Source organism: Arthrobacter sp. Soil761, from assembly GCF_001428325.1.
Taxonomy (GTDB): Bacteria; Actinomycetota; Actinomycetes; order Actinomycetales; family Micrococcaceae; genus Arthrobacter.
Genome location: NZ_LMSF01000017.1, coordinates 1 through 24,072, shown reverse-complemented (window position 1 = coordinate 24,072; position 24,072 = coordinate 1). Strand labels below are relative to the sequence as shown.

Sequence of the window (24,072 nt, the reverse complement as noted above, 5' to 3'; positions counted from 1 at the left end):
GATCAGATCCCGCCTGCCAGCTTGTAGTAGGCGGCGTTCCAGTTCAGGTCCTTCTTGAACTGCCGGATGGTGGTGTCGTGGTCAATGGTCAGCAGTTCGGTTTTGGCGATCTCGGCGAAGTCCTCGAACACGTCCATGCCCACCTGGGTGGAGAGCACGGTGTGGTGGGCAGCGCCGGCTGTGAGCCAGGCTGCTGCGGAGGTTGCGAAGTCCGGCTTGGGCTCCCACAGGGCGCGGGCCACGGGCAGGTTGGGCAGCGGCCGGTCCAGGGGAACGACGTCGACGGCGTTGGCCACCAGGCGGAAACGGTCCCGCATGTCGGACAGGGCGACGACGACGCCCGGGGAGGCATCGGCGTCGAACACCAGGCGGACCGGGTCCTCCTTGCCGCCGATGCCCAGCGGGTGGATTTCCAGGCGCGGCTTCGACGCCGTGAGGGAGGGGCAAACCTCGAGCATGTGGGCGCCCAGGATCTTCTCGGACCCGGGCTCCAGGTGGTACGTGTAGTCCTCCATCAGGGAGGCACCGCCGGGCAGGCCGGCACCCATCACCTTCGCGGCGCGCACCAGGATGGCGGTCTTCCAGTCGCCTTCGGCGCCAAAGCCGTAGCCGGCGGCCATGAGCCGCTGGACCGCAAGGCCGGGAAGCTGCCGCAGGGCGCCCAGGTCCTCGAAGGAGGTGGTGAACGCGGCGGAGCCGTTGCCCTCCAGGAAGCTGCGCAGGCCCAGCTCGATCCGGGCGCCGTACCGCAGCGATTCATGCCTGGCCGCGCCTGCGCGGAGCTCCGGCACCACGTCGTAAAGGTCCGCATATTCCGCCACCAGCGCGTCGACGTCGGACTCCGCCGCGCCGTGCACGGCGTCCGCGAGCTCGTTGACGGACCAGGTGTTCACGGCGACGCCGAAGCGCAGCTCCGCCTCGGTCTTGTCGCCTTCGGTGACGGCGACGTTGCGCATGTTGTCCCCGAAGCGTGTCAGCTTAAGGGTGCGGACGGCGGCCCAGCCGGCGGCGGCGCGCTGCCAGGAGCCCACCTGGCGTGCCACCTCGGGGTTGGAGACATGCCCGACGACGGTCTTCCGGGCGATGCCCAGGCGGGACTGGATGTACCCGAACTCGCGGTCGCCGTGCGCGGCCTGGTTCAGGTTCATGAAGTCGAAGTCGATGTCCGCCCACGGCAGGTCCCGGTTGGCCTGGGTGTGCAGGTGCAACAGGGGCTTACGCAGCAGGTCCAGGCCCTGGATCCACATCTTGGCCGGGCTGAACGTGTGCATCCAGGCGGTCACACCGATCACGGAATCATCGGCGTTCGCCTCCAGGGCGGTGCGCCGGATGGCATCCGAATCGGTGAGGACCGGCTTCCAGACGATCTTGACCGGGACGGCGGAATTGGCGTTGAGCTGGTTGGCGATCTCCTGCGACTGGGCGGCCACCTGCTTGAGGACCTCCTCCCCGTACAGGTGCTGGCTGCCGGTGAGGAACCAGACCTCGTAGCCGTCGAGGGAGGTGCTTGCTGCGGTGCTCATGGATTCTCCTGGGAAGTTGTGTAATGACGGCGCCGTGGATTACTGGCCTGTGTTGTTTATTGGCCGTAGACGTTCTGGTAGCGGGCATAGAGGGAGTCGATGGAGCCCTGGTCGATGGGCAGCGGTTCGCCCAGCTGGCGGGAGATGTGGACGGTGCGGGCCACTTCCTCGCACATCACGGCGGCCTTCACCGCGGAGCGGGCGTCCTTGCCGATGGTGAAGGGGCCGTGGTTCTGCATCAGGACCGCCGGTGAATTGGAGTTCTTCAGCGTCTCCACGATCCCGTGGCCGATCGAGTCGTCCCCGATCAGCGCGAATGGGCCCACCGGGATGGAGCCGCCGAACTCATCGCCCATCATGGTCAGCACGCACGGAATGGCCTCCCCCCGGGCAGCCCAGGCAGTGGCGTAGGTGGAGTGGGTGTGCACCACGCCCCCCACCTCCGGCATGTGCCGGTACACGTAGGCGTGCGCTGCGGTGTCCGACGACGGCGACAGCGGCGGGTTGCCCCAGTCCACGGTCCCGCCGCCACCGACGTTGGTGCCCCTGACGGGCATGCCGTGCAGGTCCGTCACGATCATCTGTTCCGGGGTCAGGTCCTGGTAGGCGACCCCGGAGGGCTTGATGACCATGAGGTCGGTGCCCGGCACCCGGGCGGAAACGTTGCCTGCGGTCCACACCACCAGTTCGTAGCGGGTCAGCTCGGCATGCAGCGCACACACTTCCTCACGGACCCGGGCGATGGTTTCCAGGATCCCGGTGTCGGTGCTCATGCGGAGACCCCCACGGCAGGTTCGGCGGCGGAGCCGGGCAGGCTGGCCCGGGCGGCTTTGCGCTGGATGGCCTTGAGCCGGTGCATCACGTCATTGCCGCCGCGGCCAAAGTAGTCGTGCAGTGCCTTGTATTCCTGGAACAGTTCCTCGTACGCGGCAACGTTTTCCGGGATCGGCGTGTAGACCTCGCCGGGTTCGGCGCCCATGGCGGCGGCGGCTTCCCGGATGTCCGCGTATTCACCCGCGGCCACGGCGGCGTGGATGGCCGATCCCAGGGCCGGGCCCTGCTCCGAGCCGATAGTGGACAGCTGCAGGCCGGTGGCGTCCGCGTAGATCTGCATCAGCAGCCTGTTCTTGAGCAGGCCGCCGGCCACGATGAATTCCCTGACCGGAACCCCGGCGTCGCGGAAGGCGTCCACGATGGTGCGGGTTCCGAAGGCCGTGGCTTCCAGCAGGGCACGGTAGGTGTCCTCGGGCCGGGTGGCAAGGGTCTGGCCCACCACGATGCCGGACAGCTCGTGGTCCACCAGCACCGAGCGGTTGCCCGAGTGCCAGTCGAGCGCGATCAGGCCGTGCTCCCCGATGGCCTGCCGCGACGCCAGTCCGGTGAGGTACTCGTGGATTCCCAGCCCCGCGTCCCCGGCAGCCTCATGGTATTCGGGCGGGACGCCGTACCTGGTGAACCAGCCGAAGATGTCCCCCACACCGGACTGACCGGCCTCGTAGCCCCACAGGCCGGGCACGATGCCGCCGTCCACTGCCCCGCACATTCCCGGCACTTCACGCAGTTCGCTGCCGTTCATCACATGGCAGGTGGAGGTGCCCATGATAGCCACCAGCTGGCCGGATTCCACGGCCTTGGCAGCAGGGGCAGTGACGTGGGCGTCAACGTTTCCCACGGCCACGGCGATGCCCTCCGGCAGCCCGGTCCAGGCTGCAGCCTCCGCCGTCAGGGTCCCTGCGGCGTCCCCCAGCCGCCCGATCGTGTGCTCCAGCTTGGAACTGACAAAGTCCTTGAAGTCCGGATTCAGGGCGGCCAGGAAATCCTCCGAGGGGTACCGCCCGTCCTGGTAGATGCCCTTGTAGCCGGCGGTGCAGGCGTTGCGGACGTAGCGGCCGCACAGCTGCCAGACGATCCAGTCGGCCGCCTCCACCCAGTGGTCCATTTCGGCGTAGGCCTCCGGGTCCTCTTCCAGCAGCTGCAGGCCTTTGGCGAATTCCCACTCGGACGAGATCAGGCCGCCGTAGCGGGGAAGCCAGTCCTCGCCCCGTTCGGCCGCCAGCCGGTTGATCCGGTCGGCCTGCCCCTGGGCGGCGTGGTGGCGCCAGAGCTTCACGTAGGCATGCGGGCGGTTGGCATAGCCCGGCAATTCGTTCAGCGGCGTGCCATCGGCCTTCACGGGCACCATGGTGCAGGCGGTGAAGTCGGTGGCAATGCCGACGACGGCGGCCGGGTCGATCCCCGCGTCAGCCACCGCGGCAGGAACGGCGGTGCGCAGGACGTCCCGGTAGTCGTTGGGCACCTGAAGCGCCCATTCGCCGGGAAGCCGCGTGCCGTCGTCGCCCGCCACGTCACCGGGCAGGGAGCCGGTCACCACCGCATGGGGATATTCATGGACGGCGCTCCCAAGCTCCTTGCCGTCGCGGACCCGCACCACCACGGCGCGGCCGGACAGGGTCCCGAAGTCCACGCCGACCACGCAGTGGTCGTGGCGGGGGTCGGAGCTGGAAGTGAACAGCGCATCTGGCATGGGGTTGCCTCCATCCGGGAGGCAAGCGGCCTCATTACCGGTTTTGTAGGGTCAGGGTCGAGCTAAGTGCTGCAGCAAGTGTGAACGCTAACAAAGAAGAAGTCAATGACATCGAAAGATTTCGGAGTTTCCGGGAGAAGGCTCTTGTTAGCGTTCACAAATCAGTCTATATTGAACCGACACATCAACCATGTGGCCAGGACCGGGAGCACCGTTGCTTCCCGGCCCAACAACACTTCGCGGCAATGCTGCCGCGGAAGGAGATTATGGTGAGAATCAAAAAACTCATGGGCGCGGTGGCCCTTGTCCTCGCCCTGACCGTGGGAGCCACCGGTTGCGGCTCCCGTGGCGGAACCAGCGAATCCAGCGGCGCGGCGAAGCCCAGCGACTCGCTGGTTGGCATCTCGATGCCAACCCAGACATCTGAACGGTGGATCGCCGACGGCGCCAATGTTGAGAAGTCCCTGAAAGACCTCGGCTACAAGACGGACCTCCAGTTCGCCAACGACGACATCCCCACGCAGGTCTCGCAGATCGAAAACATGCTGACCAAGGGCGCCAAGGCCCTGATCATCGCTGCCATCGACGGCACCACCCTGACCGACGTCCTGGCCAAGGCCAAGGAGCAGAACGTCAAGGTCATCGCCTACGACCGCCTTATCAACGGCACTCCGAACGTGGACTACTACACCACGTTCGACAACTACACCGTGGGCGTCCAGCAGGCCACCTCGCTGCTGACCGGCCTGGGCCTGGTCGACGCGAGCGGCAAGAAGGTGGACGGCAAGGGCCCCTTCAACATCGAACTTTTCGCCGGAAGCCCGGACGACAACAACGCCAACTTCTTCTGGACCGGCGCCATGGACACCCTCAAGCCCTACATGGATGCCGGCACCCTGAAGGTCCCCAGCGGCCAGACCAAGTTTGAGCAGGCCGCCATCCTTCGCTGGCAGGCACCCGTGGCGCAGAAGCGCATGGAGGACATCATCACCTCCGCCTACAGCTCGGGCACCAAGCTGAACGGCGTCCTTTCCCCGTACGACGGCCTGTCCATCGGCATCATCTCCGCCCTCACCAGCACCGGCGGCTACGCCAAGGGAAGCCTTCCGGTGGTCACCGGCCAGGACGCCGAAAAGGGCTCCGTGAAGTCCATCGTCGCGGGCGAGCAGTACTCCACCATCTTTAAGGACACCCGCCAGCTCGGCGCACAGGCCGTCAAGATGGTCGACGCCGTCCTCAAGGGCCAGGAACCTGAAACCAACGACACCAAGACCTACAACAACAAGGTCAAGGTTGTTCCGGCCTTCCTGCTGAAGTCCGTGATCATCACCAAGGACAACTACAAGAAGGAACTGATCGACTCGGGTTACTACACCGACGCCGACGTCAAGTAGTCAGCGTCCGGGGGCTGTGGCCGGACCTCCATCCGGCCGCAGCCCCGCCCGCAACCTCCTGCAGCAGCAGGACGGCCAAGCTTCGACCAGTCAGTGGGAATTGACGATGAACACACCCATTCTTCAAATGCGAGGAATCACCAAGACCTTCCCCGGCGTGAAAGCGCTGCAGGACGTCACCCTCGATGTGAACCGTGGAGAGGTCCACGCCATCTGCGGCGAAAACGGCGCCGGCAAATCAACGCTCATGAAAGTGTTGTCCGGCGTCTATCCACACAACAGCTTCGAAGGGGAAATCCTCTTCGAAAACGAACCCTGCAACTTCTCCAGCATCTCGGACAGCGAGAAGCGGGGCATCGTGATCATCCACCAGGAACTGGCGCTGAGCCCGTACCTCTCCATCGCGGAGAACATCTACCTTGGCAATGAACAAGCCACCAACGGATGGGTGGACTGGCGCAAGACCAACCTGGAGGCAGCAAAGCTGCTGGCCCGCGTGGGCCTCGACGAAAACCCCGTCACCCCCGTCCAGCACATCAGCGTGGGCAAGCAGCAACTCGTGGAGATCGCCAAGGCGCTGTCCAAGGAAGTGAAGCTGCTCATCCTGGACGAGCCCACGGCCGCCCTCAACGACGAGGATTCCGGCCACCTGCTGGACCTGATCCTCCATCTGAAGGGCCAGGGGGTAACCAGCATCATCATCAGCCACAAACTCAATGAAATCCGCAAGGTGGCCGACGCCGTCACCATCATCCGGGACGGCAAAACCATTGAGACCCTCCGGCTCGATGAAGGCCAGATCACCCAGGAACGCATCATCCGCGGCATGGTGGGCCGCGACCTGGAGAGCCTGTACCCGGACCGCGAGCCGAACATCGGTGAGGAAGTCCTGCGGATCGAGGACTGGTCCGTCCGGCATCCCCAGGACCACAGCCGCATGGTGGTCCGCAACGCCAACCTGCATGTCAGGAAGGGCGAGGTGGTGGGACTTGCCGGGCTGATGGGCGCCGGGCGCACCGAACTCGCCATGAGCGTCTTCGGCCGAACCTACGGCACCGCAATGTCCGGCAAGGTCTATAAGTACGGCGAGGAAATCAACACCTCCACCGTCTCCGACGCCATCCGCCACGGCATCGCCTACGCCACCGAGGACCGCAAGCACTACGGCCTGAACCTCATCGAGGACATCAAGCGCAACATCTCCCTTGCAGCGCTGCGCAAGCTCGCCAAACGCGGCTTCGTGGACAAGAACCAGGAGACCGTGGTGGCCAACGGCTACCGGAAGAGCATGAACATCAAAGCGCCCTCGGTGGCCGCCATCACCGGCAAGCTCTCCGGCGGCAACCAGCAGAAGGTCGTGCTGAGCAAATGGATGTTCTCCGACCCGGACGTGCTCATCCTCGATGAACCCACCCGCGGGATCGACGTCGGGGCAAAATTCGAGATCTACACGATCATCGCCAAACTGGCGGCCGAAGGAAAAGCCGTGATCGTCATTTCCTCGGAACTTCCCGAACTCCTGGGCATCTGCGACCGCATCTACACCCTCGCCGCCGGCCACATCACCGGCGAAGTCCCCATCGCCGAGGCCACCCAGGAAACCCTGATGCACTACATGACCAAAGAGAAGGAATAGCGAAATGTCCGCCTTACGAGAATCGCTCGGATTCCTCACCAGCCGCCTCCGCCAGGTTGGCATCTTCGTTGCCCTGATCCTGATCGTCCTGCTGTTCCAGGGGCTGACCGGCGGGATCCTGCTGGAACCGCAGAACGTCACCAACCTGGTGGTCCAGAACAGCTACATCCTCATCCTGGCCATCGGCATGGTGATGGTGATCATCGCCGGGCACATTGATCTTTCCGTCGGATCCGTTGCCGGGTTCATCGGCGCGGTGGCCGGCGTCATGATCGTGCACTGGGGCTGGCCGTGGTGGGCCGCAATCCCTGCCTGCCTGGTGGTGGGTGCCCTTGTGGGCGCCTGGCAGGGCTACTGGATCGCCTATGTGGGGATCCCGGCCTTCATCGTCACGCTGGCGGGCATGCTGATCTTCCGCGGACTCACGCTCATCACCCTCAAGAACCAGCAGATCACCCCCTTCCCCGCCGAACTGCGGGCCCTGGGCGGCGGTTTCCTTCCGGACATCTCCGGCGGCACCTCCGTCCTGGAATGGCTCACCGTCATCCTGGGTGTCGGCGCTACGGTGGCACTGCTGATCCAGGCCCTCAAGGAGCGCAGGATCCGCAGGAAGTTCGATCTCGAAAGCGAACCCCTGGTCTGGTTCGTCATCAAAACCGCCTTCACGGCGCTGCTCATGCTCATCATCACCTTCCTGCTGGCCTCCTACCGCGGCACCCCGATCGTCCTGGTGGTCCTGGCCGTCCTGGTGATCGCCTACACCGCCCTGATGAGCAACAGTGTCTTCGGGCGGCACACGTACGCCATCGGCGGCAACCTCCATGCAGCTGAACTGTCAGGCATCAAGACCAAGGCCGTCACGTTCCGGCTCTTCGTGAACATGGGCGTGCTCGCCGCACTGGCAGGCCTGGTCTTCACCGCGCGGCTCAACTCGGCACAGCCCGCCGGTGGAACAGGCTTCGAACTGGACTCCATCGCCGCGGCCTTCATCGGCGGCGCCGCCGTTACCGGTGGCATCGGAACAGTCGCGGGAGCCATGATCGGCGGCCTGATCATGGGCGTGCTCAACAACGGCATGTCCATCCTGGGCCTGGGCACCGATTACCAGCAGCTCATCAAGGGCCTGGTACTCCTTGTCGCCGTCGGCTTCGACATCTTCAACAAGAACCGCAGCGGCGGCGGTGGTGACCTCGGCAAGCGGTTCAAGCTGAAGACCACGCCCCCGCCCGCCGAGGAAAAGCCGACGCCGGCGGCCAGCGAAACCGTAGGCGTCAAGTAGCGGCTACCGCGGCCGCGGCGCTGCTCCATGCAGACCCGGGCCTTGGACATCACGTCCGGGGCCCGGGTCTTTGCGGCTCAGGGCGCTGCCGCGAGCCCGGTAGCAACATCTGCCGGCGAGCGCCGGCGGCGGCTGAGGAGGATGAAGGGTGCCGCCAGCAGCTGCACCGCGCCGCCCAATGCGAGCGATGCCGGGTAGCCGTAGAGGTCTGCGGCCCTGCCGAGCGCCGGCTGCACCACCACTCCCCCACTGGACCCCATGAGCGAGGCGAAGCTCAGGACGGTTGCCCGCTGTTTCGAGCCGATCATGTCGTTCAGGTAGGCCTGGCGCACGGGGGTTCCGGCGGAGGCCACCACGGCCCAGAGTGCCAGGAGCACCAGTGCCAGCCAGAAGATGCTGGTGGCCAGGAGCACCACCAGGACCACCGAGCTGGTGATGGTTGAAATGATCAGGACGGTGGTGCGCCGGCGGACCAGTTTCCGGACCAGCGGAGCCAGCCAGCCGCCCAGGATGTCCGCGCCGGCAACAATGGCCGCTGCCAGGCCTGCGATGGCGTAGGCCCTGGGATCTCCGAAGAGCTGCAGCAGGTAAGGCTGGAGGGCATAGAAGACATAGAATCCCACGCCCTCGGTGAACGGCGCAGCCAGCATCATGTACCTCACCGGCGGGTTCCGCAGGCCGCCGTCCAGCGAGGCGCGCAGGACAGCCCGCGTGGCCTGCACCGGGTGGGCCGAACGCTCCGGGGTGAAGCCGACGTCGTGCATGAGCAGGAAGGCCACCGCGAACATTGCCACCAGCACCGCGACGCGCAGCAGGAACGGCACGCCCAGGTTCGTTGCCTGCGCGATGACGCCGCCGGCCACTGACCCTGCCAGCATGGCGATCCCGGAAACCATCTGGCCGCGGCCCAGGACCGCTTCCAGGCCGCCGTCGTAACCGGAGAAGTGCAGGGCGTCCACCAGCCAGGCTTCCACTGCCCCCGAAAAGAAGGTGAAGCCAAGCCCCAGCAGCGCCGACACCCCGGCCCACCACCAGAACGGTGCGGACAACTGCCACAGCAGGTAATAGAGGTAGGTGGATCCTGCCAGGGTTACGGTGCCCAGCAGGAAGGAGGTCCGGCGCCCCCAGCTGTCCGCGACTACCCCGGTGGGCACTTCGAAAAGCACCATCCCGGCAGTGAAGAAGGCGTTTGCAGCGAAGGCCTCCAGGTTGGTCAGCCCGGCGTCGAGCAGGAACAGCGTATTGATGCCCCAAATGAACGACGCCGCAAGGGTATTGCCCAACGTCAGCGTCAGGTATACGGTCTGGATCTTTCGTGCTGCGGCGTTCACCGGCGGCCGTTCCCTGTATCTGTTCCTGCCATGGCGGGCTCAGGATGGGCTGTAATTGGGGGGTACGGGGTCATGGCGCAGGTACTGGCGGCGGAAGCGCCCGGTGCCGGCGGTCAGCGCCCGCAGTTCCACCGCATACCGCAGGAGTTCCTGGTCCGGGACTTCGGCGCTGATCTCCGTGAGGCCCTCACCGGAAGAGGTGGTGCCGGTGAGGCGTCCCCGCCGGCCGGACAAATCACTCATCACTGTGCCCACATGTTCATCGGCGACCGTGATGGAGACGGATGACACCGGCTCCAGCAGCTGGATCCTTCCTGCTGCCGCGGCCTCCCGGAGCGCCAGCGCCCCGGCCGCCTGGAACGCCGCATCCGACGAATCCACGCTGTGGGCCTTGCCGCCCACCAGGGTAACCCGCAGGTCAACTACGGGAAAGCCCGCGGCGACGCCCTTGTCCATTTGGGCCCGGACGCCCTTCTCTATGGACGGGATGAACGTTCCCGGGATCACGCCGCCCACCGTCTTGTCCACGAACTCGAACCCCGCGCCGCGCTCCAGCGGTTCCACCTCGATGTCGCACACGGCGTACTGGCCGTGTCCGCCGGACTGCTTGACATGGCGGCCGTGGCCGGAGGCGGCGGTGGCAAAGGTTTCCCGCAGCGGCGTCACCACGTCCACGGTGTGCAGTTTCACTCCCTGTTCGCGCAGCCTGTCCAGGACCACCTCCGCGTGCGCTTCGCCCATGCACCAGAGCACCAGCTGATGCGTTTCGGCGTTCCGGTCCACCCGCAAGGTGGGGTCACCCGCCGCTATCCGGCCCAGGCTGCGGGCCAGCGCGTCCTCGTCGCTGCGGGAATCGGCTTCCACGGCAACCGGCAGCAGCGGCTCAGGCATTTCCCACGTGGCGAGCAGCAGCGGGCTTTCCCGGGCGGAAATGGTGTCGCCGGTTTCGGCGCTGCCCAGCTTCGCCAGGGCACACATGTCCCCCGCCACGCAAAAGGGGACGGGGCGAAGGGTGGCACCCAGCGGTGAGTAGATATGGGTCACCCGTTCATCGGTGTCATGGTCCTGGTGACCCCGGTCGGCCAGGCCGTGGCCGCCCACGTGGACCGGCGAGTCTTCCCGGAGTGTGCCGCTGAACACCCGCACCAGGCAGATGCGGCCCAGGAAGGGATCGTTGGAGGTGCGCACCACCTCGGCGGCGAGGGGGCCGGACGGATCGCAGGACAGGCTTCCGGCCGGTTCCCCCGCGAGGTCGGTGGTGTCCGGCAGGCTGCGCTCCCCTGGCGGCGGAAAGGCGCGGACCAGCAGGTCCAGCAGTTCGGCGGTCCCCAGCCCGGTGACGGCGGACGTGGGCAGCACGGGAAAGAACGAGCCACGTGCGACGGCGGTTTCCAGGTCTGCTGCGAGCACTCCGGTGTCGATGTCCTCGCCTTCCAGGTAGCGGTCCATCAGCGTTTCGTCTTCGCTTTCGGCGATGATGCCCTCGATGAGTGCGCCCCGGGCAGGCCCGGCAGCCGCGAGTTCATCCGGCGTGGCGGCCCGGACTTCAGGGGTTGCCTCGCCGGAGGAGTAGTCCGTTACCTCCCGGGACAGCAGGCCCAGGAGGGACAGCGGCCCGGCGGCCTCCTCTGCTGAGGGCAATGGGACACACAGCGGCAGCACGCCCTCGCCGAACGCTTTGCGGCAGGCGGCCAGGGCGCCGTCGCAATCTGCCCGCGGGTGGTCCAGCCGGGTGATCACGACGGCGCGTGGCAGCAGCATGTGCGCGCACTCGCCCCACAGGGCGGTGGTGGTGGCGTCGATTCCGTCCACGGCCGACACTATGAAGAGGGCAGCATCGGAGGCGCGCAGCCCCGCCCGCAGCTCACCAATGAAGTCGGGGTAGCCCGGTGTATCCAGGAGGTTCACTTTTGTCTCGTCCACCATCAGGGGCACCAGGGACAGGGTGACGGAGCGCTGCTGGTGAACCGCGGCGGGGTCCGAGTCGCTGACCGTGGATCCGTCGGCGATGGAGCCTTTGCGCGTGATCATGCCGTTGGCTGCCAGCAGCGCCTCGATCAGCATTGTTTTCCCGGCGCCCGAGTGACCCACCAGGGCCACGTTCCGGATCCGCGCCGGGTCCTGGGCCGCGATGCCGGTGGCTTGGTCGGCGCGCTTTGACTCAGGCCCGTTCCTGCCGCCTCCCGCCCGCGCTGACTCCTTGGTGCTCTTCACCGACATTGGAACCTCCTGGCATCATCGCCGACCCGACCTGACGTGTCCCTCTGATTCGACACCTTGGACGGCAGGACGGCAAGAGCACAGGCTATTTGCTGCGGGCTTTGCGGGTGGCGGCGTCGTTGGCCTTCTGGATGGCCTTGACCAATTCACCCTTGTCCATCTTCGAGCGGCCTTTGACGTCCAGTTCCCTGGCCAGTTTGTAGAGGTGGTCCTTGGACGCATTGGCGTTGACTCCGCCCGCGGTGGGTTCGGAGGAGCTGATGCCCTGTTCTGCGCGCTTGTCCGACGGGCCTCTTTTTTCCTTGGGCTCCCAGTGGTCGCCCACCTTCTCGTAGCTGTGCTTCAGGGATGCGTATGCTGCCCGGGCCGCCCGCTGCTCATCCTGGTCGTACGACTCAAGGGCGGAATCATAGGTCTTGGCGAATGTGTCCTGCGCCTTTTGCTCAGAACGCTGCAGGGTGGAAGGAAGTTCTTCCTTGCGGGCATGATCGTTCTTGCCGGTCTTGGGCATGGCACCCATCCTCCTTTAGTCAGCACGCTGATTATGTGGATGGATCCAGCTTAAACCCGGAGGTTGAATGGAGCCCCCTGTCGGATTCGAACCGACGACCCCCGCTTTACAAGAGCGGTGCTCTGGCCAACTGAGCTAAGGAGGCGCGCCCCTGCGGGCGTGCACCGTGAAGGCGCTAGATAAGGTTAGCCCAACTCCCCCCGGGCGTAAAAACGCCGGACTACCGCCGGTGAATGCGGCAGGGGCCCGCCCCGGAAACGGTCCGGAGCGGGCCCCTGCCCTGGCTGGGAATCCTTAGCCCTTGGCGGCAATGGCTGCCTGCAGGAAGTCCGGGAATGGCGTCTGCGCGCTGTCGCCCTTGCCCCACTGCTTGCCGTCCACGAACACGGTGGGCGTACCGGTGACGCCGATGGCCGCGGCCTCCTTCGTGGTGAACTTCACGAACGGGCGGTAGGTCTTGTCATCGACGCAGGAACCGATGTTGACGCCCATGTCGGACGCCATCTTCTTCAAATCACTGTCGGAAAGGCCTGCGCTGCCTTCCGCCGGCTGCTTGGCGAACAATGCGTTGACGAAATCGGAGTACTTCTCCGGGGATTCGTTGACCACGCACGCTGCTGCGTTGGCGGCCCGGGATGAGTAGTTGGTGGTGGACCGGCTGTCCAGGAATCCGAGGGCCCGGTACTCAACGGTGATCTTGCCTTCGTTGCGCAGCGACGTGAGCTGGTCGTTGTACTGGGTCTCGAAGTTCTTGCAGATGGGGCAGATGAAGTCGATGTAGAGGACCACCTTGACCGGCTTGCCCGCCTCCGCTTCGGCGCCGGGAGCCACTACCTCGGCGGGCGCCGTCTTCGGCGCGTCCCCCAGGGAGGCGGCGTCAACCGTGGCCGGTTCCGACTTGGCCACATCCGTATTGGCCAGCAAAGTGACGCCGCCATGCACGTTGGCGTTGGCAGGCGTGGGGCCCTGGTCCGCAATGGGGGCGTTCTGCTTGAGGCTGTTCGTCACCACCAGCGCCACCACCACCAGGATGGCCACCACTGCCGCCACGATGCCCCAGCCGATCAGCAGCTTGTTGCGCTTGTCCTTCTTCAGCTGCTCTTCCCTGATCAGGCGCGCCTTTTCCCGCGCCTCCGCGGTTCGCTCAGCCTTGGACTTACGTACTTCGTTTGCGGGGCTCATGAGTTCCTTGGGTCGGTCGACGTAGGGGGACCACTTCGTGGCACTCCAACATTTTAGGGGAGAAAGCTGAGCGCTTGCGGTTTCAACCATTCCACCGGCTTGACCAACGGACGAATAGCCCCGATGATTCCGTCCGGCTAGGGTGGCTAAGAGGCACAAGCAACCCCAGGGGGCAGCAATGCAAACACCCGTCCAGGAAAAACCCGCCGGCAAAGCAACGGCCGGCAGCTCCGGTCCCAGCCATGCCGGCCATACGAAGTACGACTTCATGGTGGTCTCCAACAGGCTGCCTGTGGACCGGGTCGCGGCAGGGGATGCCGGTGATGACGAGTCTGGCTGGCGCCGCTCCCCCGGCGGACTGGTGACCGCCCTGGCACCTATGATGACCAAGACAGACGGCGCCTGGGTCGGATGGCACGGTGCGCCGGACGAGACTGTCAAACCCTTCAGCCACGGCGGCATGGACCTCGTCCCGGTCCAGCTCAGCAACGACGACGTGGAGCTGTACTACGAGGGGTTTTCCAACGCCACCCTCTGGCCGCTCTACCATGACGTCATTGCCCCGCCGGAGTTCCACCGCACCTGGTGGGACGCCTACCGAAGGGTCAACCGCAGGTTCGCCGACGCCGTCGTACAGCATGCGGACCAAGGCGCCACCGTGTGGGTGCAGGATTACCAGCTCCAACTGGTGCCCCGCATGCTGCGCGAGGCGCGGCCGGACCTGCGCATCGGATTCTTCAACCACATCCCGTTTCCTCCGCCGGAGATTTTTGCCCAGCTGCCGTGGCGCCAGGCCATCATCGACGGACTCCTCGGCGCAGACCTGGTGGGTTTCCAGCGGCCCAGCGATGCCGGAAACTTCATGCGCTCCGCTCGCCGTTTCCTCGGTGCCAGCGTTAAGCAGCAGCAGGTCCACGTAAAGGGCCAGGACGGGCAGGTCACACACATTGCCCGGGCACAGGCCTTCCCCATCTCCATCGACGTCAAGCACATCAGCGAGCTAGCCGCCAGACCGGACATCATTGAGCGCGCCCGCCAGATCCGCCAGGATCTGGGGAACCCGAAGACCATCCTGCTCGGCGTCGACCGACTGGATTACACCAAGGGCATCAGGCACCGGCTTAAAGCCTTCGAGGAGCTCCTGGCAGACGGCAAGCTCTCGGTTGGAGACGCCACCCTGATCCAGGTGGCCAGCCCCAGCCGCGAGCGCGTCGAGCAGTACCGGCTCCTGCGTGAGGAGGTGGAGGGCACGGTGGGCCACATCAACGGCACCTACGACACCATCGAGAACACCGCCGTCCGCTACCTGCACCACAGCTACCCCGTGGAGGAGATGGTGGCGCTGTACCTTGCCGCCGACGTCATGCTGGTCACGGCCCTTCGGGACGGCATGAACCTGGTCGCCAAGGAATACGTCACGGCGCGCACCAACAACGACGGCGCGCTGGTCCTCAGTGAGTTCGCCGGCGCAGCCGACCAGCTCAAGCAGGCACTGCTGATGAACCCGCACGACATCGACGGCCTCAAGAGCGCCATCATGCGTGCCGTGGAGATGCAGCCGCGGGAGTCCGGCCGCAGGATGCGGGCCATGCGGAAGCAAATCCTCGAACACGACGTGGACCACTGGTCCGCCGACTTCCTGAACGCACTGAACGAGAAGGTGGTCCGCGATGACTCCTGACGGCCACACCAAGGCAGCGCTGGCACTCACCCCAGAACTGCGGGAAGCGCTGCACCGGATCGCCGGGACCGGGCACCTGCTGGTGGCCATGGACTTTGACGGGACCATGGCCCCGATCGTGGGCCGTGCCCAGGATGCGCGGCCGCTTCCACGCTCAGCCGCGGCGCTCGCGGGGCTCGCCGTGCTTCCACGCACGACGACGGCACTCATCTCCGGGCGCGCCCTCGCCAGCCTGCGGGAGGTGGCGTCTCCGCCCGTGGACACCCTGCTGATTGGCAGCCATGGGGCCGAAGCCTGGCTTGGGCCGGGCTCCACGGAACTGACGCTGGACGACGGCCAGAAGACCCTCCTTGAAGAGGTGCGCGCCGAGTTGGCGGCTATCGTCGCGGAGGCGCCTGGCACGTCCCTGGAATACAAGCCCGCCGGCGTCGTCCTGCACACCCGACTGGCTGCGGATGACGTGGCCGAGGACGCGGTGTCAGCAGCCCGGTCGGTGCTCCAGGAGCGAAAGGGCGTCTTCCTCAAGGAGGGCAAGCGCGTCCTGGAGACCTCCGTGGTCAATGCCTCCAAGGGCGAAGGCGTCAGCTTCCTGCGGCAGGCCACCGGGGCCACTGCCGTGCTGTTCGCCGGTGATGACGTGACGGACGAGGACGCTTTCGGCCGGCTTGAACCAGGCGACGTAGGGGTCAAGGTTGGCCTCGATTTCACCCAGGCCCAATACCGGGTGGAGGCGCCTGTCCATATCGCGGAGCTGCTGGAAGCCCTGCTCCAGGAGCGGAGCATCGCCGTCGCCGAGGAAGACCCCCAGGCCGCTTCCGGATAGCCCGTGGCCGGAAGCACATGTGACATCCGTAACATTTGCGGTAAAAGAAGCAACTTCTGGCATACTCTTGGGTGTGATGTGGCGCACAACAACCGTGCGGCGTCACGTGGTGCTCCGCGCAAAGCCGCGGAGCATTTTGTGGGAACACAACTGAATAAACATGAACCATTCACAACGGATCGTCCGGCACGTACCTGCCGGTGAAGGGATTGATAACTGTGGCTACAGTTACTTTTGATAACGCTACGCGTCTGTACCCGGGCACAGATAAGCCCGCCGTCGATAAGCTCAACATCGACATCGCCGATGGCGAATTCCTGGTCCTCGTTGGACCCTCCGGCTGCGGCAAGTCCACCTCCCTGCGCATGCTCGCAGGCCTGGAGGACGTCAACGCAGGCCGCATCCTGATCGGTGACCGTGACGTCACCGATGTTCCGCCGAAGGACCGCGACATCGCGATGGTTTTCCAGAACTACGCGTTGTACCCACACATGACTGTGGCCGACAACATGGGCTTCGCCCTGAAGATCGCCGGCGTCTCCAAGGAAGAGCGCGCCGAGCGCGTCCGCGAAGCCGCAAAGCTCCTTGACCTTGAGCAGTACCTGGACCGCAAGCCGAAGGCACTCTCCGGCGGCCAGCGCCAGCGTGTTGCCATGGGCCGCGCAATCGTCCGTAACCCCCAGGTCTTCCTCATGGATGAGCCGCTGTCCAACCTGGACGCCAAGCTCCGTGTCCAGACCCGCACCCAGATCGCATCCCTGACCCGCCGCCTGGGCGTCACCACCGTCTACGTCACGCACGACCAGGTCGAGGCCATGACCATGGGCGACCGCGTCGCCGTGCTGAAGGACGGCCTGCTGCAGCAGGTGGACACCCCCCGCAACCTCTACGACCGCCCCAAGAACGTGTTCGTTGCCGGCTTCATCGGCTCCCCCGCCATGAACCTGCTGGAACTTCCCGTCGTCGACGGCGGCGTCCAGTTCGGCGGCACCGTCTACCCCGTGCCGCGCGACGTCCTCGAAGAGGCACACGGCTCCACGGTTACGCTGGGCAGCCGTCCCGAGGACCTGGAAACCGCTCCGCACGGCGAAGGCCTGAAGGTTGAGGTGGATGTCGTTGAAGAGCTCGGCGCCGACGCCTACGTCTACGGCCACACCACGCTGGACGGCAAGGACCACGACATCGTGGCCCGTGTCGACGGCCGCCGCCCCCCGATGAAGGGCGAAGTCATCTACGTCCGTCCGCAGTCCGGCCACGTGCACCTCTTCGACACGAAGACCGGCCTGCGCCTGGGCGACTAAACTCCCCACCCACGCGCGTAACTGACGGCGGTCCGCACCCTTTCGCAACGGTGCGGGCCGCCGTCGGCCTTTAACCATGGCCGCACAGGATTTACCGTCCCTGCCCTGAGTACGGAAGAATTGAGCCCATGACCGAGGAACACAGCGCCCAGTGGCATGACGAACCCACAGACTATGCCCAGGTGGGTAAGCTCCCGCGGTTCGTGGCCGCCAGCGCCGACGAGAACAAGGCCGCTTCGGTAGCCTCCTCGCTGAGCATCACCGCCGCAGCGGCGGATCCGGAGCTGCTGGACCTGCCCTGGCACATCGCCCTCGAGGAGTGGCCGGCGCAGTACCTGGCCGCACTCCCCCGGGGCATCTCCCGGCACATCGTGCGCTTCGCCCACCTTGGCGGCTCGGTGATTGCCATCAAGGAAACCTCCGAGCATGTGGCCCGGCACGAGTACCACATGCTGCGCAAGCTGGCCCGGCTGGACGTCCCCTGCGTGGAGCCCGTGGCCGTGATCACCGGCCGCACCACCCCTGACGGACGCCCGCTGAACCCCGTCCTGGTGACCCGGCACCTGAAATTCTCCATGCCGTACCGCGCACTGTTTTCGCAGATGCTGCGCAAGGACACCCTGACCCGCCTCATCGACGCCCAGGCGCTGCTCATGGTGCGGCTGCACCTGATCGGGTTCTACTGGGGCGACGTCTCGCTGTCCAACACCCTGTTCCGCCGCGACGCCGGCGCGTTTGCCGCCTACCTGGTGGACGCCGAAACCGGTGAGCTCTACCCCGACCTCTCCACCGGCCAGCGCGAATACGACCTTGAGATCGCCAGGGTGAACATCGCCGGCGAGCTGATGGACCTCCTGGATGGCGGTCTCATCGAGGAAAAGGTGGACCCCGTGGCCACCAGTGAGCTGATCATGGACAGCTACCGGCGGCTGTGGGCCGAGCTGACGGAGAAGGAATCCTTTGAGCTGGGCGAACGCTGGCGGGTGAGCGCCCGCATCCGGCGCCTGAACGAACTCGGCTTCGACGTCGAGGAATACGCCATAAAGACCACCCAGAACGGCTCCACCATCCAGCTCCAGCCCAAGGTGGTGGACGCGGGGCACCACCAGCGGCGGCTGCTGCGGCTTACCGGCCTGGACGCCCAGGAGAACCAGGCCCGCCGCCTCCTCAATGACATGGACTCCTTCCGGGCGGACAACAACCCGGACATGGATGAGGAATACAGCGCCCACCTGTGGGTCAGCCAGATCTTCGAACCGATCGTGCGCGCCATCCCCCGGGACCTGTCCGGCAAACTGGAGCACGCCGAGGTGGTCCACGAGGTCCTCGAGCACCGGTGGTACATGTCCGAGAAGCAGGAGCGCCACATTCCGCTGGCGGAAGCTGTCCAGTCCTACATCGACTCGATCCTCCGGCACCGCCGGGACGAGGCCGCGATCATGCTGAACCCTGATACCGAGCTGCTGAAAATCCTTGAGGTGGAGACCGAGGAGTCCCGTTACGGCGAAGACGAATCGGTGGACGAATACCCGGATTCGGACGACTGAGTCCTAGATCGCCTTACCGGGGTTGAGGATCCCCGCGGGATCGAACAGGTCCTTGATCCTGCGCTGGAGCTCCCGCACCGGTTCCGGCTGCTCCTGTCCCAGCCACCGGAGCTTGTACTGCCCTACTCCGTGCTCACCGGTGATGGTGCCGCCCATCGCCAGCGCCGCGGTGATGGACTCGTCCAGTGCCGCCTGCAGCCGCTGCATGGCTGCGGAGTCCACGCTTGCCCCCTGCCGGTCGATCCAGAATGTGGGGTGCAGGTTGCCGTCACCCGCGTGGGCCACCACCTTGAGGTGTACCTGCTGCCTGGCGGCCATGGCTTCGAGTTCCGCGACGTAGTCCACCAACCGGGAGCGGGGAACGGCCACGTCCTCGCCTACACGGTACTCGTCGTCCACCTCCGTCCCCCTGCTGTGCCGGCGGAGTTCCACCAGGCGCTCCGCCTCGGCGCTTGCCTCAGTAGTCACCGTTGCCCCGCCGGCGCGGAGGACCTGGCGCACAACCTCCGCTTCCGCGGCGGCGCCAAACCCGTCGGCCTGGACCAGCAGGAGTGATTTTCCGCGGGCGGTGAGGTCGGAGCCGTGGATGTCGTCGAGCTGGGCCAGGGTACCGCCGTCGAGCAGTTCCATGATCGCCGGCTGGACGCGTGCCTTGCCTACGGCCAGGACCCCTGCGGCAGCCATCCTGAAGTCCGGGTAGAAGGCGGCCACGGTATGGACTTCCCGTGGCAGGTACTTCAGGCGCACGGTGATTCCGACGACGACGCCCAGGGTTCCTTCGGATCCCACGAAGAGGCCCGTGAGGTCATAGCCCGCCACGCCTTTGAAGGTTTGGTGGCCTGTGTGGATGAGGGACCCGTCGGCCAGGACCACGTCCAGTGCCAGGACCGAATCCCTGGTGACCCCGTACTTGGCGCAGCGCAGGCCGCCGGCATTGGTGGCCACGTTGCCGCCGATGGTGGAGCTTCGGAAACTGGCCGGATCGGGGGCATACATGAGGCCGTGCGCTGCTGCGGCTTCGTTGAGGACCGCGTTCACCACGCCGGGCTCCACCATGGCTGTCTCATCGTCTGGGTTCAGGGCGAGGATCCGGTTCATCCGCTCCAGCGAAAGGATGATGCAGTTCCTGGTGGCATGGGCACCACCGGAAACGCCTGTACCCGCACCCCGGGGGACAATGGCCACTCCGCTGCCGGCGCAGGTTTTCATCACCGCCTGCACGTCGGCCACTGATTCGGCGAACACCACCGCCAGGGGAAGCTGGAAATCGATGACGGGGGCCTGGTCGATGGCGTACCGCCGGAGCGAGACCTCGCTGACATCCAGCTGTCCCGGCGCCAGGATGGCCTCCAGCTCGTCAACGATGCTTCCCACAAAGCCTCCACCCGTCGTCGGACATGTCTACCCAGTCTAGGGCGTGCGACGCTCCGGTCTTCTGGATATGCCGGCGTGCAATCGCTTCCAGTTGTTGGACTGCAGAGCCTCGAAAGTTCGTGCAGAATTAGGCGAAACATATATGGAAGCGTTTTCATTTATCGCCCGTCCGCCGCTATGCTGGCTTTCATGTCTGTCGATACTGTGACCCAGGACACCTCAGCTGCCACTGGCCCCCTGACGCTCATCCACGCTGCCGATACCGCTCCCGGCTGGTGGCGCTCTGCCGTGATCTATCAGGTCTACCCCCGGTCATTCCGGGACCTGAACGGTGACGGCGTGGGAGACCTCGCGGGAATTACCGAGGAACTGCCGCATCTGGCGGACCTGGGTGTCGACGCTGTTTGGCTGTCACCCTTTTACCGTTCCCCCCAGCGTGACGCCGGATACGACGTCAGCGACTACTGCGACGTTGACCCGATCTTTGGCACACTCGCCGACTTCGACGTCATGATGGCCGAATCCCACCGCCTGGGCCTGCGGGTCATCGTGGACCTGGTGCCCAACCACTGTTCGGACCAGCATCCGGCGTTCCAGGCAGCCCGTGCGGCACCGGCCGGTAGCCCCGAACGGGACATGTTCATCTTCCGTGACGGCACCGGGCCTGACGGAGAGGAGCCACCGAACAACTGGCAGTCACACTTTGGCGGATCTGCCTGGACACGGGTAACAGACGCCGACGGCTGGCCGGGCCAGTGGTACCTGCACCTCTTTGACTCCTCCCAGCCGGACTTCAACTGGGACAACCCCGCCGTCCACGCCGAGTTCGAGCGCGTGCTGCGTTTCTGGTTGGACCGCGGCGTGTCCGGTTTCCGGGTGGACGTAGCCCATGCCCTGGTCAAGGCCCCGGGCCTGCCCGCCTGGGGCGGCCGGGCCGATGGCGGCAACAGCGACGGGTACCCCGGCCACGAGGCACCCATGTTCGGGCAACCCGGCGTCCACGACATCTACCGCAACTGGCGGCTGATCCTGGACGAGTACGGCCCGGACCGGATCCTCTGCGCCGAGGCAAGCGTGGACCTTCACCGGCTGGCCCACTGGGTCAGGCCCGACGAGATGCACCAGGCGTTCAATTTCCCCTACCTCCATGCGGGCCTGGACGTCTACCGGCTGCGCTCGGTCATCACCGATTCCCTGACCGTCCTTGACGGCGTCGGCGCCCCGAGCACATGGGTGCTGTCCAACCACGATGTGGTCCGCCATGCCAGCCGGTTTGGCTACAACGGCCATGGCCCACGGGACGGCGACGGCATCGGGGCGGCCGATCCCCAGCCGGATGAGGAACTCGGCCGGCAGCGCGCAGCTGCTGCCTCGCTGTTCATGCTGGGACTGCCCGGTGCCGCCTACCTCTACCAGGGCGAGGAGCTGGGGCTGCCGGACGGCATCGACATCCCCAGCCACCTGCGCCAGGACCCCACGTTCGCCCGGACCGGCGGGCAGCGGCTTGGCCGTGACGGCTGCCGGGTGCCGCTGCCCTGGCGTGCCGGAGAACAACACCTGGGCTTCGGTTCGGGAAATGAACCATGGCTGCCCATTCCCGCTTCCTTTGGCGGGTTGGCGAGGGACCTGCAGGCGGAATCGCCGTCGTCGCACCTGTCCCTCTACCGCGACGCCCTGGCACGCCGCCGCGACCTGGACCTGGGCCGGGGATCCCTGTCCTGGGCCGAGGACTGGTGCACCGGGTCATCGCTGGGCTACCTCAACGGCACTACGCTGGTGGTTATGAACCTGAACCACGAGCCGCTGGAGATACCTGCGGGCCGCGTCCTTATCCGCAGTACCACGTCCGGCACGGAAGGACTGCTGGCTTCGGGCGAAACCGCCTGGATCCGCATCACAGCAGCAGGCTGACCATGGCGGGCATCAAAGAAGTTGCCAGCCGGGCCGGCCTGTCCGTGGCCACCGTCTCCAGGGCGCTGAGCGGCAAGTCCAACGTCTCCTCCAGGAGCCGCCGCCTTGCGCAGGAGGCGGCACGGGAACTCGGGTTCGTCCCCTCTTACCACGCCTCCAGCCTCGCCTCCGGGCGGAACCACAACATCGGCCTGGTGGTGCCCAACGTCCAGCGCTGGTATTTCTCTTCGGTCCTGGAGGGCGTTTCGGAAGCCCTCCTGGACGCCGGCTACGACCTGACGCTGTACAACGTGGGAGAGCAGCCGGAGCACCGCAGCAGCATTTTGAACGACTTCCTGCTGCGGAAACGCCTGGACGCCGTCATTGCGGTGGCGCTGGTACTCAGCGAGGAAGAGATCGGCCAGCTGCTCGCCGTGCACCGTCCGATTGTGGGCATCGGCGGGGCGCTGCGGGGCGCCTCGACCATAAGGATCGACGACGAAGGCCTGGCCATGATGGCCACCCGGCACCTGATCGGGCTGGGCCATACCCGGATCGCGCATGTTACCGGGGATGCGGCCTTGAACCGCGACTTCAACCTTCCGCAGCTGCGCCAGAAGGGCTTTGCAGCGGCTATGGCAGCAGCCGGGCTGACGGTGCGGCAAGAGTGGCAGGCCACGGCCGACTTCACCATCCAGGGCGCGTACGCGGCGGGCCGCCGGCTCCTGGGCACCTCCGCTGACCGCCCCACCGCAGTCTTCGCCGCGTCCGACGAGATGGCCGTGGGCATCATGCTCGCCGCCCGGGACTTCGGCCTTCAGGTTCCACAGGACCTTTCCGTCGTGGGGATTGACGGGCACGAACTTGCAGAGACCTTTGGGCTGACCACCATCAGCCAGGATCCACGCGGACAGGGAAGGCTGGCGGCTGCCACTGCTTTGGCCCTGCTGGACAATGCGGGTGGAAGTTCCGAGGGCGCAGGTTCCGACGGCGGAGGTTCCGACGGCGGCCTGGCGGCGGATGGAGCGCGGGACCAGGAATACCCTACGGAGTTTGTGATCCGGAACAGCACCGCCGTGCCGCCGGACAAGGCCGCGGGGCGGGGCTAGGCCACGCCTCCAGGCGAGCTGTCCTCTGCGGCGTCCCCGGCGCCCATGAACCGCGCATACCTGTCCAGGATCCGGGGCCACGCCTCCGCGTACTCTTGACGCGCGGCGGCAGGATCCTCGGCGCCTTCCCACCCTTCATGGAAGACCCGGACTTCAGTTCCGCCGCCGAGGGCGCGGAACGCCACCAGGAGCTCGGTGGACCACAGCGCCGTAGTGCCGGGATGCCAGGTGGCATGGAAGGACAGGGGCGGCTGCCAGTCATCAAGGGTTCCCCAGATACTGGTGCGGCCGTCATCGGCTGTTTCGAGGATGAGGTTCTCTTCAAACTCCACGTAGGAGCCGGCACCATAGACACCGTGCTGCTCAAGGGGCCACCAGAGGTGGGTGTGCTCCGTGAAACCAACGAAAGCCCGGGCCACGGGACCGGGCACGACTACGGTGTTGACCACCGGTTCCAGCGGCTCAATTGCCCGCTGTCCGGCTTCTTCGAAAGGGTCCTGCGGGTGGCTGAAGATGCTGCTCATGAGGGACTACTCTACCCCCGGGCAGCGGTGCCCGGGGGTAGAGTCCGCCCGGAGGCAGGGCATCCTCTTTGTGCTGTTCGGTTAAAGCAGCAGGGCCCTGACATTCGTTGTCAGGGCCCTGCTTAATGTGTGTCCGGCGGTGACCTACTCTCCCACACCCTCCCGGGTGCAGTACCATCGGCGCTGTGGGTCTTAGCTTCCGGGTTCGGAATGGGACCGGGCG

The 24,072-nt window shown here is 65.9% G+C and carries 18 protein-coding genes, 1 tRNA gene and 1 rRNA gene; 9 read left to right on the top strand and 11 right to left on the bottom strand.

Annotation, left to right across the window (positions count from 1 at the left end; translation table 11 throughout):
• Positions 1-2: 2 nt before the first annotated feature.
• From araA to araB, 3 genes are read right to left on the bottom strand one after another with little or no spacing between them, the layout of a single operon-like run.
• Positions 3-1,523, bottom strand: coding sequence for an L-arabinose isomerase (gene araA, locus ASG79_RS11730; RefSeq protein ID WP_056391202.1), 1,521 nt, complete (start codon positions 1,521-1,523; stop codon positions 3-5).
• Positions 1,524-1,579: 56 nt separating this feature from the next.
• Positions 1,580-2,296, bottom strand: coding sequence for an L-ribulose-5-phosphate 4-epimerase (locus ASG79_RS11725; protein WP_018772037.1), 717 nt, complete (start codon positions 2,294-2,296; stop codon positions 1,580-1,582).
• Positions 2,293-4,047 (bottom strand): ribulokinase, encoded by a 1,755-nt coding sequence (gene araB, locus ASG79_RS11720; RefSeq protein ID WP_156400198.1) that lies wholly within the window; start codon positions 4,045-4,047, stop codon positions 2,293-2,295. Before araB ends, ASG79_RS11725 begins: the two co-directional genes overlap by 4 nt.
• 266 nt (positions 4,048-4,313) lie before the next feature.
• Between araB and chvE the strand changes: the two genes are divergently transcribed.
• The 3 genes from chvE (at position 4,314) to mmsB (ending at position 8,356) form a co-directional block, all read left to right on the top strand.
• Positions 4,314-5,441 carry a multiple monosaccharide ABC transporter substrate-binding protein gene (chvE, locus tag ASG79_RS11715; protein ID WP_142068633.1) on the top strand — a complete coding sequence of 376 codons (1,128 nt, stop codon included), beginning with the start codon at positions 4,314-4,316 and terminating at the stop codon, positions 5,439-5,441.
• Positions 5,442-5,547: 106 nt separating this feature from the next.
• A complete protein-coding gene (gene mmsA, locus ASG79_RS11710; protein ID WP_056391196.1) occupies positions 5,548-7,077 on the top strand; it encodes a multiple monosaccharide ABC transporter ATP-binding protein in 1,530 nt (509 codons plus the stop codon).
• A 4-nt stretch (positions 7,078-7,081) separates the two neighbouring features.
• Positions 7,082-8,356 (top strand): multiple monosaccharide ABC transporter permease, encoded by a 1,275-nt coding sequence (gene mmsB / locus ASG79_RS11705; RefSeq protein ID WP_018772041.1) that lies wholly within the window; start codon positions 7,082-7,084, stop codon positions 8,354-8,356.
• A 77-nt stretch (positions 8,357-8,433) separates the two neighbouring features.
• On the opposite strand, the gene ASG79_RS11700 is transcribed toward mmsB, so the two are convergent.
• From ASG79_RS11700 to ASG79_RS11680, 5 genes are all read right to left on the bottom strand, one after another.
• A complete protein-coding gene (locus ASG79_RS11700; RefSeq protein WP_056391193.1) occupies positions 8,434-9,687 on the bottom strand; it encodes an MFS transporter in 1,254 nt (417 codons plus the stop codon).
• Between the two features lie 39 nt (positions 9,688-9,726).
• Complete coding sequence (locus ASG79_RS11695) at positions 9,727-11,907, bottom strand: elongation factor G-like protein EF-G2 (RefSeq protein ID WP_056391192.1); 2,181 nt, start codon at positions 11,905-11,907, stop codon at positions 9,727-9,729.
• Positions 11,908-11,992: 85 nt separating this feature from the next.
• The gene (locus ASG79_RS11690) at positions 11,993-12,418 is read right to left on the bottom strand and encodes a ChaB family protein (RefSeq protein WP_043425668.1); all 426 of its coding nucleotides are present in this window, start codon (positions 12,416-12,418) and stop codon (positions 11,993-11,995) included.
• A gap of 68 nt (positions 12,419-12,486) precedes the next feature.
• Positions 12,487-12,563: transfer RNA gene (locus ASG79_RS11685), tRNA-Thr, on the bottom strand.
• Positions 12,564-12,712: 149 nt separating this feature from the next.
• A complete protein-coding gene (locus tag ASG79_RS11680; RefSeq protein ID WP_018772045.1) occupies positions 12,713-13,600 on the bottom strand; it encodes a DsbA family protein in 888 nt (295 codons plus the stop codon).
• Between the two features lie 178 nt (positions 13,601-13,778).
• Here ASG79_RS11680 and otsA point away from each other — a divergent pair, with 178 nt between their 5' ends.
• The 4 genes from otsA to ASG79_RS11660 all read left to right on the top strand — a co-directional run bounded on the left by otsA (position 13,779) and on the right by ASG79_RS11660 (position 18,952).
• A complete protein-coding gene (gene otsA / locus ASG79_RS11675; protein ID WP_018772046.1) occupies positions 13,779-15,281 on the top strand; it encodes an alpha,alpha-trehalose-phosphate synthase (UDP-forming) in 1,503 nt (500 codons plus the stop codon).
• A complete protein-coding gene (otsB, locus tag ASG79_RS11670; RefSeq protein WP_056391189.1) occupies positions 15,271-16,104 on the top strand; it encodes a trehalose-phosphatase in 834 nt (277 codons plus the stop codon). The genes otsA and otsB overlap by 11 nt, the downstream gene beginning before the upstream one ends.
• A gap of 218 nt (positions 16,105-16,322) precedes the next feature.
• Positions 16,323-17,405, top strand: a complete 1,083-nt coding sequence (locus ASG79_RS11665) for an ABC transporter ATP-binding protein (RefSeq protein WP_018772048.1) — start codon at positions 16,323-16,325, stop codon at positions 17,403-17,405.
• Between the two features lie 128 nt (positions 17,406-17,533).
• A complete protein-coding gene (locus ASG79_RS11660; protein WP_018772049.1) occupies positions 17,534-18,952 on the top strand; it encodes a DUF4032 domain-containing protein in 1,419 nt (472 codons plus the stop codon).
• 3 nt (positions 18,953-18,955) lie between these two features.
• On the opposite strand, the gene ASG79_RS11655 is transcribed toward ASG79_RS11660, so the two are convergent.
• Entirely contained in the window at positions 18,956-20,326 is a 1,371-nt protein-coding gene (locus ASG79_RS11655; RefSeq protein WP_056391182.1) for an FAD-binding oxidoreductase, read from the bottom strand.
• Between the two features lie 177 nt (positions 20,327-20,503).
• Between ASG79_RS11655 and ASG79_RS11650 the strand changes: the two genes are divergently transcribed.
• Together ASG79_RS11650 and ASG79_RS11645 are read left to right on the top strand one after the other, a co-directional pair.
• A complete protein-coding gene (locus ASG79_RS11650; protein ID WP_156400197.1) occupies positions 20,504-22,237 on the top strand; it encodes a glycoside hydrolase family 13 protein in 1,734 nt (577 codons plus the stop codon).
• A 2-nt stretch (positions 22,238-22,239) separates the two neighbouring features.
• Positions 22,240-23,325 carry a LacI family DNA-binding transcriptional regulator gene (locus ASG79_RS11645; protein WP_056391180.1) on the top strand — a complete coding sequence of 362 codons (1,086 nt, stop codon included), beginning with the start codon at positions 22,240-22,242 and terminating at the stop codon, positions 23,323-23,325.
• Here the strand turns inward: ASG79_RS11645 and ASG79_RS11640 are convergent.
• Positions 23,322-23,849: a hypothetical protein gene (locus ASG79_RS11640; RefSeq protein ID WP_056391176.1), complete on the bottom strand. Its 528-nt coding sequence runs from the start codon at positions 23,847-23,849 to the stop codon at positions 23,322-23,324. The two genes, ASG79_RS11645 and ASG79_RS11640, sit on opposite strands and share 4 nt — an antisense overlap.
• Positions 23,850-23,980: 131 nt before the next feature.
• Positions 23,981-24,072 (bottom strand): 5S ribosomal RNA (rrf, locus tag ASG79_RS11635); the annotation flags it as partial.